General features: G+C 74.4%; 9 protein-coding genes. 6 read left to right on the top strand and 3 right to left on the bottom strand.

Features of this window, described 5'->3' with window-relative positions; all coding sequences use genetic code 11:
* Window positions 1–9 precede the first annotated feature (9 nt).
* From nuoL to ACWIZO_RS03705, 5 genes are all read left to right on the top strand, one after another.
* Complete coding sequence (gene nuoL / locus ACWIZO_RS03725; protein ID WP_448641176.1) at window positions 10–1914, top strand: NADH-quinone oxidoreductase subunit L; 1905 nt, start codon at window positions 10–12, stop codon at window positions 1912–1914.
* Window positions 1915–1975: 61 nt separating this feature from the next.
* Window positions 1976–3667, top strand: coding sequence for an NADH-quinone oxidoreductase subunit M (locus ACWIZO_RS03720; RefSeq protein WP_448641175.1), 1692 nt, complete (start codon window positions 1976–1978; stop codon window positions 3665–3667).
* Window positions 3667–5211, top strand: coding sequence for an NADH-quinone oxidoreductase subunit NuoN (gene nuoN, locus ACWIZO_RS03715; protein WP_448641174.1), 1545 nt, complete (start codon window positions 3667–3669; stop codon window positions 5209–5211). The genes ACWIZO_RS03720 and nuoN overlap by 1 nt, the downstream gene beginning before the upstream one ends.
* The gene (locus tag ACWIZO_RS03710; protein WP_448641173.1) at window positions 5211–6269 is read left to right on the top strand and encodes a polyprenyl synthetase family protein; all 1059 of its coding nucleotides are present in this window, start codon (window positions 5211–5213) and stop codon (window positions 6267–6269) included. The genes nuoN and ACWIZO_RS03710 overlap by 1 nt, the downstream gene beginning before the upstream one ends.
* A 56-nt stretch (window positions 6270–6325) precedes the next feature.
* Window positions 6326–7504: a PQQ-dependent sugar dehydrogenase gene (locus ACWIZO_RS03705; RefSeq protein WP_448641172.1), complete on the top strand. Its 1179-nt coding sequence runs from the start codon at window positions 6326–6328 to the stop codon at window positions 7502–7504.
* Window positions 7505–7678: 174 nt separating this feature from the next.
* On the opposite strand, the gene ACWIZO_RS03700 is transcribed toward ACWIZO_RS03705, so the two are convergent.
* Window positions 7679–8338: a pyridoxamine 5'-phosphate oxidase family protein gene (locus tag ACWIZO_RS03700; RefSeq protein ID WP_448641171.1), complete on the bottom strand. Its 660-nt coding sequence runs from the start codon at window positions 8336–8338 to the stop codon at window positions 7679–7681.
* 84 nt (window positions 8339–8422) lie between these two features.
* Here ACWIZO_RS03700 and pdxR point away from each other — a divergent pair, with 84 nt between their 5' ends.
* Window positions 8423–9817, top strand: coding sequence for a MocR-like pyridoxine biosynthesis transcription factor PdxR (gene pdxR, locus ACWIZO_RS03695; protein WP_448641170.1), 1395 nt, complete (start codon window positions 8423–8425; stop codon window positions 9815–9817).
* Between the two features lie 58 nt (window positions 9818–9875).
* Here pdxR and ACWIZO_RS03690 read toward each other — a convergent pair whose 3' ends face one another.
* Entirely contained in the window at window positions 9876–10988 is a 1113-nt protein-coding gene (locus ACWIZO_RS03690; RefSeq protein ID WP_448641169.1) for a 2-oxoacid:ferredoxin oxidoreductase subunit beta, read from the bottom strand.
* Window positions 10985–12928 (bottom strand): 2-oxoacid:acceptor oxidoreductase subunit alpha, encoded by a 1944-nt coding sequence (locus ACWIZO_RS03685; RefSeq protein ID WP_448641168.1) that lies wholly within the window; start codon window positions 12926–12928, stop codon window positions 10985–10987. Before ACWIZO_RS03685 ends, ACWIZO_RS03690 begins: the two co-directional genes overlap by 4 nt.
* Between the last annotated feature and the right edge of the window lie 121 nt (window positions 12929–13049).

Raw genomic sequence — 13049 nt, 5'->3', positions numbered from 1 at the left:
CCGGCGCACATGGACACCGTCGCGGCCGAGGGACTGCTCGGCGCATCCTGGCTGGTCATCGCACTGCCCCTGGCCGGCGCCGCCGCCCTGCTGCTGGGCGGCCGGCGCACCGACCGCTGGGGCCACCTGCTGGGGACGGCGACCGTCGTCGCGGCCTTCCTCGTCGGGCTGCTGTGCACCGTGCAGCTGGCCGGCACCGAGGGCCGCTCGGTCGACGTCGACCTGTTCACCTTCGTCTCGGCCGGCTCGCTCGACGTGCAGGCCGGCCTGCTCGTCGACCCGCTGTCGGCGACCTTCGTGCTGCTGATCACCGGCGTGGGCGCGCTCATCCACGTCTACTCGATCGGCTACATGGCGCACGACCCGCGCCGGCGCCGGTTCTTCGCCTACCTCAACCTGTTCGTCGCGGCGATGCTGCTGCTCGTCCTCGGCGACAACTACGTGGCCCTCTACGTCGGGTGGGAGGGCGTGGGCCTGGCGTCCTACCTGCTCATCGCCTTCTGGCACGAGCGCCCCGCGGCGGCCACCGCCGCCAAGAAGGCGTTCATCATGAACCGCGTCGGCGACGTCGGCCTGGCGCTGGCGATCTTCACGATGTTCGCCCAGCTCGGCACGGTCAGCTACGAGGGCGTCTTCGGCGGCATCGGGGCCCTCGCCGGCGGGACGGTCACCGCCATCGGCCTGCTCCTGCTGCTCGGCGCGTGCGGCAAGTCCGGGCAGTTCCCGCTGCAGGCCTGGCTGCCCGACGCCATGGAGGGCCCGACGCCGGTCTCGGCGCTCATCCACGCCGCGACGATGGTCACCGCCGGCGTCTACCTCATCGCCCGGTCGGCGCCGGTCTACGACCTGACGCCCACCGCCCGCGCCGTCGTCCTCGCCGTCGGCGCGGTCACCCTGCTCATCGGAGCCATCAGCGGCTGCGCCTTCGACGACATCAAGAAGGTGCTGGCGTACTCGACGGTCAGCCAGATCGGCTACATGTTCCTGGCCGTGGGCCTGGGCCCGGTCGGCTACGCGGCCGGCATCGCCCACCTGCTCACCCACGGCTTCTTCAAGGCCGGGCTCTTCCTCGGCGCCGGGTCGGTCATGCACGCCATGGGCGACCAGGTCGACATGCGCCGCTTCGGCGGGCTGGCGAAGCGGCTGCCGGTCACCTTCGTCACCTTCGGCCTGGGCTACCTGGCCCTCATCGGGTTCCCGTTCCTGTCCGGCTACTGGACCAAGGACGCGATCATCGAGGCCGCCCTGGACCGGGGCGGGACGTCGGGCTGGCTGCTGGGCACGGTGGCGGTCGTCGGCGCCGGGCTCACCGCCTTCTACATGACCCGGCTGATGCTGATGACCTTCCTCGGCCGGCCGCGCTGGACACCCGACGTGCACCCGCACGAGTCGCCGTCGGTGATGACCGCGCCGATGGTCCTGCTCGCCGTCGGCTCGGTGGCCGCCGGGTTCCTGCTGGTCAACGTGTTCCCGCTCGACGAGTGGCTGGCCCCGGTGTTCGGCGCCCCCGAGGAGGCCGAGCACGTGGTGGCCCCCGCCGCCGTCGGGATCGTGGTGACCGCGGTGATGCTGGTCGGCGTCCTCGCCGCGTGGCTGTTCGTCGGCCGCCGCGAGATCCCGGAGGTGGCGCCGGCGCGCGTCTCGCCGGTCACCCGCGCCGCCCGCCGCGCCCTGTACGCCGACGCGGTCAACGAGTCGCTGTTCATGCGGCCCGGGCAGTGGCTGACCCGCGCGCTGGTGTGGGTCGACAACCGCGGGGTCGACGGCGCGGTCAACGGCCTCGCCGCCACCCTCGGCGGCTCCTCCTCCCGGCTGGGCCGCGCGCAGACCGGCTTCGTCCGGTCCTACGCCCTCGGCATGCTCGGCGGCGCGGTCGTCGTCGCCGGTGCACTGCTGGCGGTGACGGCCGGGTGAGCGGGTCCCCTGTGCCCGGAGGAGACGACGACGTGCGGACCACGACACCGAGGAGCCTGGCGTGAGCGACTCCCTGCTCCTGCTCGCGATGCTGGTGGTGCCCGCGCTCGGCGCCGCCGGTGTCGCGGCGCTGCCCCGCGCGAACGCGGCTCTGGCCCGTCAGGTCACCCTGGGCGTGAGCCTGGTCGTCCTGCTGCTGGCCGTGCTGGCCGCCGTCGCCTTCGACCCCGGCGGCGACCGGTTCCAGCTGACCAGCTCGGTCCCGTGGATCCCCGGCTTCGGCGTCGACTTCGCCCTCGGCGTCGACGGCATCGCACTGGTGATGCTGCTGCTGGTCGGCGTCCTCGTCCCCGTCGTGGTGCTCGCCTCCTGGCGCGACGTCGCGCCCGGCCACCGCTCGATGCGCGCCTTCTGGGCCTGGCTGCTGCTGCTCGAGGCCTGCATGGTCGGCGTCTTCGCCGCCACCGACGTCTTCCTCTTCTACGTCTTCTTCGAGGCGATGCTCGTCCCGATGTACTTCATCGTGGGCAGCTTCGGCGGCCCGCGCCGGCAGTACGCCGCGGTGAAGTTCTTCCTCTACAGCCTGGTCGGCGGGCTGGTCATGCTCGCCGCCGTCATCGGGCTCTACGTCGTCAGCGAGGCCGCGGGGGAGGGCACCTTCTCCTTCACCGCGCTCAACGAGATCGACATCGACCCGGGCGTGCAGCGGCTGCTGTTCCTCGGCTTCTTCGTCGCCTTCGCCATCAAGGCACCGCTGGTGCCCTTCCACACCTGGCTGCCCGACGCCGGTGCCGAGGCCCCGATCGGCGGGGCGGTGCTGCTCGTCGGCGTCCTCGACAAGGTCGGCACCTTCGGCTTCCTGCGCTACTGCCTCCCGCTGTTCCCCGACGCCTCGCGCGAGTTCGCGCCCTACGTCCTCGTGCTCGCCGTCGCCGGGGTCCTCTACGCGGCGCTGCTGGCGATGGGGCAGAGCGACATGAAGCGGCTGGTCAGCTACACCTCGATCGCCCACTTCGGCTTCATCGCGCTGGGCGTCTTCGCGTTCACCACCGAGGCGGGCACCGGCGCGGTGCTCTACATGGTCAACCACGGCATCGCGACCGGTCTGCTGTTCCTCGTCGTCGGCATGCTCATCGCCCGCGGCGGCTCGCGGCTGGTCGGCGACTACGGAGGTGTGGCCGGCGCGGCGCCCAAGCTGGCCGGCGTGTTCCTCGTCGCGGGGCTCGCCTCGCTGGCGCTGCCGGGCACCAACAGCTTCGTCAGCGAGTTCCTCGTGCTCATCGGCTCGTTCCCGACCCGTCCGGTGTTCACCGTCCTCGCCACCGTCGGCATCGTGCTCGCCGCGCTCTACGTGCTGCTGCTCTACCAACGGACGATGCACGGCCCGCCGCGCGGGGTCCTCGCCGGGCCCGCCGACGCCGACGCCCACCCCGACGCTCACACCGACGCCCACACCGACACCGACGGCGTCCCGGCAGCCCCCGCCGGCGGGCACGGCGCGAGCGCCGCGTCGGCCACGGCGACGGCCACGCTCACCGCACCGGCACCGGCCCGCGCGGTCCTGCGGGTGCGCGACCTGTCCCGCCGGGAGGTCGCGGTCGTCGCCCCGCTGGTCGCGCTGATCGTCGTGCTCGGCGTGTACCCGCAGCCGCTGGTCCGGCTGATCGAACCGGCCGTCGCCGCCACGATGGGCGACGTCGGCGCCGACCCGGCCGGCACCACTCCCGCCGGCGCTCCCGAGGGGACCGACTGATGCCGATCGAGGCCCCCGACCTGTCGCTGGCCGCGCTCACGCCGCTGCTGTTCGTGTTCGCCGCCGCCTGCGTCGGGGTGCTGGTGGAGGCCTTCGGCCCGCGCGACCGGCACGCGGTGCAGGTCGCCATCGCCCTGCTGGGGACCATCGGCGCGCTGGTCAGCACCCTGCTGCTGGCCGGCGCCCACGAGATCACGGCCGGCGGGGCGCTCGCCGTCGACGGCGCCGGGCTGTTCCTCCAGGCCACCATCGCCGGCCTGGGTGCGCTGTCGATCCTGCTGTTCGCCGAGCGCAACCTCGACCCCGCCCGCTCGGCGTTCGTCGTCTCCGCGGCCGTGCCGGCCGGCAGCGTCCGCGACCGGGAGCTGCTCACCGTCCAGCGGGTGCAGACCGAGGTCTACCCGCTGGCGGCCTTCGCCATCGGCGGCATGATGCTCTTCGTCGCGGCCAACGACCTGCTGGTCATGTTCGTCGCCCTCGAGGTGCTCAGCCTGCCGCTCTACCTGATCAGCGGCCTCGCCCGCCGGCGCCGGCTGCTCTCGCAGGAGGCGGCGGTCAAGTACTTCCTGCTGGGGGCGTTCGCCTCGGCGTTCTTCCTCTACGGCCTGGCGCTGGTCTACGGCGCCACGGGCAGCGTGCGGCTCGCCGACGTCCGCGACGCCGTGGGCACCGGCGGCGGCGGCGTGCTGCTCGTCCTCGGGCTGGCGCTGCTCGTCGTCGGCCTGCTGTTCAAGGCCAGCGTGGCGCCGTTCCACACCTGGACGCCCGACGTCTACCAGGGCGCGCCGACCCCCGTGACCGCCTTCATGGCCGCCTGCACCAAGGTCGCGGCCTTCGGCGCCATCCTGCGGCTGCTCTACGTCGCCTTCGGCACCGACGAGTGGACCTGGCGGCCGCTGGTCTACGGCGTCGCGATCGTCTCGATGGTCGTGGGCGCCGTCCTGGGGCTCACCCAGACCGACCTCAAGCGGATGCTCGCCTACTCGTCGGTGGCGCACGCCGGCTTCCTGCTCACCGGCGTCCTCGGGTTCTCCGTCGCCGGGGAGGCCGCCGGCTCCGGGCTGTCGGCCACGATGTTCTACCTGCTGGCCTACGGCCTGACCACGCTGGGCGCCTTCGCCGTCCTCACCCTGGTGCGCAGCGGCGACGGCGAGGCAACCCACCTGTCGCAGTGGGCGGGCCTGGCGCAGCGCTCCCCGCTGACCGCCGCGGTGATGAGCCTGTTCCTGCTGGCACTGGCCGGGATCCCGCTGACCAGCGGGTTCACCGGCAAGTTCGCCGTCTTCCGGGCCGCGATCGAGGACGGCGCCTGGCCGCTGGCGGTGGTGGCGCTGCTGGCCAGCGCGGTGGCGGCCTTCTTCTACCTGCGGGTCATCGTGCTGATGTACTTCTCCGAGCCCGCGGTCGACGGCCCGACCGTCGGCGTGCCCGGCCTGCCCACCACGATCGTGCTCGCGGTGACCGCGGCGGCCACCCTCGTCCTCGGGATCGTCCCCGGGTCGGTGCTGGGCCTGGCGGACCAGGCGGCTATCTTCGTCGGTTGATGACCGGACCCCGTGCCGCCGTCGACGGGGACGCCCCGGCCGAGGTCTGGCACCGCATCTCGACCCCCGCCTCGACCGTCGGCGCCTGGCTGCCCGGCGGCCCGCTCGGCGCGTCCCTGACCGACGGCCTGGGCCGGGTGGAGGCGGCGCTGGCGGCTGCGGTGGCCAGCGACCACTCGTTCGTCTCCGAGGCGGCCGGGCACCTGATGGCCGCGGGCGGCAAGCGGTTCCGGCCGATGCTGGCGCTGCTGGCCGCCCAGCTGGGCGATGCGCAGGCGCCGGAGGTCGTGCGGGCGGCCGTCGTCTGCGAGCTCACCCACCTGGCGACGCTCTACCACGACGACGTCATGGACGAGGCCGCTGTCCGCCGCGGAGCGCCCAGCGCGAACAGCCGCTGGACCAACAGCGTCGCGATCCTCACCGGCGACTTCCTCTTCGCGCGCGCCTCCGACATCCTCGCCGACCTCGGGCCCGAGGCGGTGCGCATCCAGGCACGCACGTTCGAGCGGCTGGTCACCGGGCAGATCCGCGAGACCGTGGGGGCCCGCCCCGGCGAGGACCGGGTGGCGCACTACCTCGAGGTGCTCGCCGACAAGACCGGTTCCCTGGTGGCCACCTCGGCCCGCTTCGGCGCCTCCTTCGCCGGCGTCGACCCCGCGCTCGTCGAGGCGCTCACCCGCTTCGGCGAGCTCGTGGGCGTGGCCTTCCAGCTCTCCGACGACCTGATCGACATCGTCAGCGAGGACGGCGCCTCCGGGAAGTCGCCGGGCACCGACCTGCGCGAGGGCATCGCGACGCTGCCCGCGCTGATCGCGCTGGCCGGCGCCGATCCCGCCGAGGCCCGGCTGCGCGAGCTGGTCGCCCGCCCGCTGTCCGACGCGGCCGAGCACGCCGAGGCGCTGGCCCTGCTGCGCGGGTCCGCGGCGCTGGCCCGGGCCGCCGAGGTGCTGCGCGACTACGCCGACCGCGCGAGGGCCTCCCTGTCCGACGTGCCGGCCGGCGACGTCCGCGACGCCCTCGCGGCGCTGTGCGACTACGTGGTGACCCGCACCAGCTGACGACCCCCGTGCCGCCCACCGCTCGCCGGCCCGCGGCGGGTCCCTGCGCGGGGGCCGTGCTGGTGGCCCTGGTGCTGCTCGCCGGCTGCAGTGCCGCGCAGGTCGACGAGGGGGCGCCCGACATCCCCGGCGTCGTCGCGAGTCCCTCGGTGCCCGTCCCGGCGCTGCAGGTGGAGACCGTCCTCGACGGGCTCGACCACCCCTGGGACGTCGCTCTCGCCCCGGACGGCACCCTGCTCGTCGACGAGCGCGGCGGCGGGTTCACCGCGGTGCTGCCCGGCGGGACGATCCGCGCGCTCCACGCCGACTCCTCCGACCTCTTCGCCGACGGCGAGACCGGCCTGATGGGCCTGGTGCTCGACCCGGCCTTCGCCGGGAACCGGCGGTTCTACACCTGCCAGGGCGTCGAGGAGGACGGCGGAGCGGAGATCCAGGTCATGGCCTGGACCGTCGACGCCGGCTGGACGACGGCGACCCGCGTGGACGACCCGCTGCTCGGCGACATCCCGGTCAACGAGCGCACCGGCCGGCACGGCGGCTGCCGCGTACGCTTCGACCCCTCGGGCGCACTGCTCGTGGGCACCGGGGACAACGCCGTCGGCAGCAACGCGCAGGACCTCTCGACCCTCGCCGGCAAGGTGCTGCGGATCGACCCGGCCACCGGCGGCCCGGCTCCCGGGAACCCGTTCGCCGGCTCGGCCGACCCGCGGACCCGGCTGGTGCTCAGCTACGGCCACCGCAACGTGCAGGGCATCGCCGTCCGGCCCGGGACCGGCGAGGTCTACACCGTCGAGCAGGGCACCCGCCGCGACGACGAGGTCAACCGGTCGGTCCCCGGCGCGAACTACGGCTACGACCCCGACGGCGCTCCCGACGGACCGGCCGGCGCATACGACGAGAGCGTCCCGATGACCGACCCCGGCATCCCCGGCGCCGTCACTGCCGTGTGGTCCTCCGGCGCCCCGACCATCGCCACCAGCGGCGGCGACTTCCTCAGCGGCCCGCAGTGGGGCGGCTACGACGGCGTCCTGCTGCTCGGGGTGCAGAAGGGCACGGGGGTGCTCGCGCTGCGCCTGGACGAGGAGGGCGAGCTGGTCGAGCAGTTCCGCGTACCGGAGCTGGAGGACGCCTACGGCCGGGTGCGCACGCCGCTGCTCGGCGCCGACGGTGCGCTCTACCTGACCACCGACAACGGCGACGGCGACGACCGCCTCCTGCGCGTCGTCCCCGCGTAGCGGTCGTCGCGCCGAGTGGGCCCCGGAGGGTCCGCGCAGGCGTGGCGGGTCGGGCTCAGCGCCGCCATCGGCCTCGGTGCAGGGGCCTGCGCCGAGCGTGCGAGGTGTAGGGGGCACCGAGGTCCTTCCGGGCACCTGGCCGCGGTGTCGGCCGGGAGGCCGACCGTGTCGTGGTCACACCCGCCGGCTGAGCACCCGGTCGGGCACCGGCGTCCCGGCCGGCAGGAGCGGGCACGGTTCGGGCTCCCCGACGACGGTGCGCACCGGCAGCACCCCGGCCCACACCGGCAGGCCGAGGTCGTCCTCGTCGTCGCCGGGCGGGCCGGTGCGCACCTTGACGCTGGCCTCGGCGAGGTCCAGGGCCAGCAGCGCCGTCGCGGCCAGCTCCTTGCGGTCCGGCTGCCGGGTCGCCGTCCACGACCCCGGCGCCAGGTGCTCGGTGAGGGCCTCGAGCCCGAGCAGCCGCTCGGCGGGGTCGGTGACCTGCCGGGCGGCCCCGTGGACGACGGCGCAGCGGTAGTTCATCGAGTGGTGGAACGCCGAGCGGGCGTAGACGACGCCGTCGAGGTGGGTGACGGTAAAGCACACCGGACCGCCGGCGGCCGCGGCGCGCAGGGTCGCCGCGCCGGTGGACCCGTGCAGGTAGAGGGTGTCGCCCCGCCGGCCGTAGCCGGTGGGCAGCACGACCGGCGCGCCGTCGAGCACGATCCCGAGGTGCCCGACCAACCCGGCGTCGAGGACGGCGTGGAGCTCGGCACGGTCGGTCCGGGCGCGCGCCGCGCCGCGGCGGACGGTGCTGCGGGCGGTGGGGGAGAGCGGGGTCGTAGCGGTCACGCCTCCACCCTGGGGCAGCGACTGGCCTCTTCCCAGGGCCAGTAGGCTGCCAGTCCGGCAGGCCACTCGAGCGCGGAGGTGGGCGTGGACGTGCCTCCCGTGGTGCTCGACCGCACGTCGGGGCGGTCGCTGTCGGTGCAGCTCGCCGACGCGCTGCGCGCGGCCGCCGCGGGCGGGGTCCTGCGCGCCGGTGACCGGCTGCCCTCGACCCGCGAGCTGGCCGCGGCGCTGCGGGTGAGCCGCACCGTGACCTCCGCCGCCTACGACCAGCTGCTGGCCGAGGGGTGGGCGGCCGGGCGGCGCGGTTCGGGCACCTTCGTGGTCGGGGCGGCTCCCGCCGGTCCTGCCGTGTCCGTGCCGCGGCCGCCGGCGCCGTCCCGGACCCCGGCCGCCGTCGACCTGCGCGCCGGGACGCCCTGCCTGGAGGTGCTCGACCGGGCCGCCTGGCGACGCGCCTGGCGGGCCGCGGGCGACCTCGCACCCGACGGCGACCCGGAGGCGGCCGGGGACCCGGGCTTCCGGCTCGCCGTCACCGAGCACCTGCTGCGGCACCGCGGGCTGTCGGCGGCCCCGTCCGACGTGCTGGCCACCGCGGGCACGTCCGCGGCGGTCGCCGAGGTCGTCCGCCTCCTGCCCCCGGGCAGCCGCGTCGGGCTCGAGGACCCCGGCTACCAGCGGGCGGCCGGGGCGCTGCGGGCCGCCGGCGTGCAGGTGGTCCCCTGTCCGGTGGACGGCGACGGGCTGGTCGTCGATGCGCTGCCGGCGGGCCTGGCCGCGGTCTACTGCACGCCGGCACACCAGTTCCCCCTGGGCCGGCGGCTGTCCGCGGCGCGGCGGGTGGCCCTCGTCGCCCGGGCACGGGCCGAGGGCTGGTGGGTGCTGGAGGACGACTACGACGGGGAGCTGCGCTACGACGTCGCCCCGCTGCCGCTGCTGGCCGCGCTCGGCCCCGACGTCGTCGCGCACCTCGGGACCAGCAGCAAGGTCGTCAGCCCGACCCTCGGCGTCGGCTGGCTGGTGGCGCCCCCGTCCCTGCGCGCGGGCCTGCTGGCCGCCCGGACGGCGACCGGTACCCGTCCCGCGCGGGCGGGGCAGCGGGTGTTCGCCGCGCTGGCCGCCTCCGGCGACCTCGCCCGGCACCTGCGCCGGCTGCGCCGCGAGCTCGCCGAGCGGCGGGTCCTGGTGGTCGGCGCGCTGGCCGGCGCCGGGGTGCCCGTGGAGGGCGACCCGGCAGGTGCGCACGTCCTGGTCCCGCTGCCCGGCCGGGACGCCGAGGAGGCCGCGGTCGCCGACGCGGCGGCGCGGGGGATCGTCGTCGACGGGCTCGGACGCCACTGGGCCGGCCCGGACCCGCACCGGCCGGCGGCCGGCCTGGTGCTCGGGTTCGCCGCGCCGCCGCGCGCCGAGCTCACCCGGGCCCTGCCGGTGCTGGCCACGCTGCTGGCCACGGTGCTGCGCGCGACGCCCGAGCGGTCGTGAACGCCGACCGGGCCCGTCCCCGCGGTGCGGGGACGGGCCCGGTCGGGACCGAGGAGGACTAGGCGGAGACGGTCCAGGTGTCGCCGCCGGACAGCAGCGCCTCGAGGTCGCCCGGCGCCTGCGTGCGGGCCTCCTCGAGCTGGTCGGCCATCATCCGGTCGTACGTCGGCTTCTGCACCGAGCGGAACACGCCCATCGGCGTGTAGCGCAGGTCCTGGCTCGACAGCCGCGACAGGGCGAACGCGTAGGACGGGTCCTGGCGGGTGGAGTCGTGGACGACGATCTCGCCGGCGTCGACCTGGTTGGTCTCGGCGATCCGCAGCCCGCCGAACTCGTCGCGGACCACGCAGGCGGCGCCGTCCGGGCCGAACACCAGCGGCTGCCCGTGCACCAGCGGGATGGTCCACATCGGGCCGGTGGTCGGGTCCTTGAGCAGGTCGAACGCACCGTCGTTGAAGATGTTGCAGTTCTGGTAGATCTCGACCAGCGAGGTGCCCTCGTGCTCGGCCGCCTGCCGCAGCACGTCGGTGAGGCCCTTGCGGTCGGAGTCCATCGCCCGGCCGACGAAGGTCGCGTCGGCGCCGATCGCCAGCGACACCGGGTTGAACGGGTGGTCCAGCGAGCCCATGGGGGTGGACTTGGTGACCTTGCCGACCTCGGAGGTGGGGGAGTACTGCCCCTTGGTCAGCCCGTAGATCCGGTTGTTGAACAGCAGGATCGTCATGTTCACGTTGCGGCGCAGCGCGTGGATCAGGTGGTTGCCGCCGATCGACAGCGCGTCGCCGTCGCCGGTGACGACCCACACCGACAGGTCCGGCCGGGAGGCGGCCAGGCCGGTGGCGATGGCCGGGGCGCGGCCGTGGATCGAGTGCATCCCGTAGGTGTTCATGTAGTACGGGAAGCGCGAGGAGCAGCCGATGCCCGAGACGATGACCATGTCCTCGCGGGCGATGCCGAGGCTGGGCAGGAAGCTCTGGACGGCGTTGAGGATGACGTAGTCACCGCAGCCGGGGCACCAGCGGACCTCCTGGTCGGTCTTCATGTCCTTCGCCTTGAGCGAGGTCTGCTTCTCGCCCTGGCTGTCGACCGAGTCGGCGATCGCCTGCTGGATGTTGGCGTCGATCGGCGTCCCCGGCATGCCGAGGTCGTGCACGTGCGGGGAGGTGGTCACTTCGTGCCTCCGGTGGCGGTGGTGGGAGCGGTGGAGTCGATGACGTCCTGGACCACCGCGGCGAGCTCGGCCGCCCGGAAGGGCAGCCCGCGCACCTGGGTGTGGCTCTGGACGTCGACGAGGTACTTCGCGCGCAGCAGTAGCGACAGCTGCCCGAGGTTCATCTCGGGGCAGACCACCCGGTCGTAGCGGCTCAGGACCTCACCGAGGTCGGCCGGCATCGGGTTGACGTGCCGCAGGTGGATCTGGGCCACCGAGCGGCCCGAGTGGCGGATCCGCCGGCACGCCGCGCCGATCGGCCCGTAGGTCGAGCCCCAGCCGATGACCGCCACGCGGGCGTCGCCGTCGGGGTCGTCGACGTCGGTGGGCGGGATGTCGGCGGCGATGCCGTCGACCTTGGCCTGCCGCAGCCGGGTCATCAGGTCGTGGTTGGCCGGGTCGTAGGAGATGTTGCCGGTCTTGTCGGCCTTCTCCAGCCCGCCGATGCGGTGCTGCATGCCCGCGGTGCCCGGGACGGCCCACGGGCGGGCCAGCGTCTCGGGGTCGCGCAGGTAGGGCAGGAACTCCGGCGTCCCGTCGGCGGCCGCGCCGTTGGGCTCGGTGGCGAAGTCCACCGCCAGGTCGGGCAGGTCCTCCACCGACGGGACCGACCACGGCTCGGCGCCGTTGGCCAGGTAGCCGTCGGACAGCAGCATCACCGGCGTCCGGTACTTCAGCGCGATCCGCGCCGCCTCCAGCGCCGCGTCGAAGCAGTCGCCGGGGGAGCGGGGCGCGATGACCGGCAGCGGCGCCTCGCCGTTGCGGCCGAACATCGCCTGCAGCAGGTCCGACTGCTCGGTCTTGGTCGGCAGCCCGGTCGAGGGGCCACCACGCTGGACGTCGACGACGACGAGCGGCAGCTCGGTCATCACCGCCAGGCCCAGGGCCTCGGACTTCAGCGAGACGCCGGGGCCGGACGTCGTCGTGATGCCCAGGGCACCGCCGAAGGAGGCGCCGATGGCCGAGCCGATGCCGGCGATCTCGTCCTCGGCCTGGAAGGTGCGCACGCCGAAGGACTTGTGCCGGGACAGCTCGTGCAGGATGTCCGACGCCGGGGTGATCGGGTAGGCGCCGAGGAAGACCGGCAGGCCCGACCGCTGGCCGGCCGCGACCAGCCCGAGGGCGAGCGCCTGGTTGCCGGAGATGTTGCGGTAGCGGCCCGGGGCCATCGGGGCCGGCTTGATCTCGTAGGAGACCGCGAAGGCCTCCGTCGTCTCGCCGTAGTTGTAGCCGGCGCGGAAGGCGGCGATGTTCGCCGCGGCGATCTCCGGCTTGCGGCGGAACTGGCGCTCGAGGAAGCGGACGGTGCCCTCGGTCGGCCGGTGGTACATCCAGCTGAGCAGGCCGAGCGTGAACATGTTCTTGCTCCGCTCGGCCTCCTTCTTGCCGAGGCCGGTGTCCTTGAGCGCCTCCAGCGTCATGCTCGTGAGCGCCACGCTGACGACCTGCCAGCCGTCGAGGGAGCCGTCCTCGAGCGGGTTGGTCGCGTAGCCGACCTTGGCCAGGTTGCGGGGGGTGAACTCGTCGCTGTCGACGATCACCAGCCCGCCGCCGGGCAGGTCGGCGAGGTTGGCCTTGAGCGCCGCCGGGTTCATGGCCACCAGGACGTCGGGGGCGTCGCCCGGGGTCATGATGTCGTGGTCGGCGAAGTGCAGCTGGAAGGAGCTGACGCCGGGCAGGGTCCCCGTCGGCGCGCGGATCTCGGCCGGGAAGTTGGGCAGCGTCGAGAGGTCGTTGCCGAAGGACGCGGTCTCGCTGGTGAAGCGGTTGCCGGTCAGCTGCATGCCGTCGCCGGAGTCGCCGGCGAGCCGGATGACGACGCGGTCGAGCTCGACGACGCTCTTGACGAGGCCACCGGGGGCCGAGCTGCCGGGCGTGGTGGACGGTTCGAGAGCAGTCATCGTGTGCTACCTCCAGAGGCCCCAGGTTACGGGCGTGTGTCCCGGCTGGTCGCGGGACGCGGATCACGTCAGCGGTTGGCACGTGTGGCGTTCGGAGGCGACAACCGAGCGTGGCCGCCGA

Source organism: Geodermatophilus sp. URMC 63 (assembly GCF_053502565.1).
The sequence above is the reverse complement of the archived record's forward strand: the minus strand, read 5'-3'. Positions and strand labels throughout refer to the sequence as shown.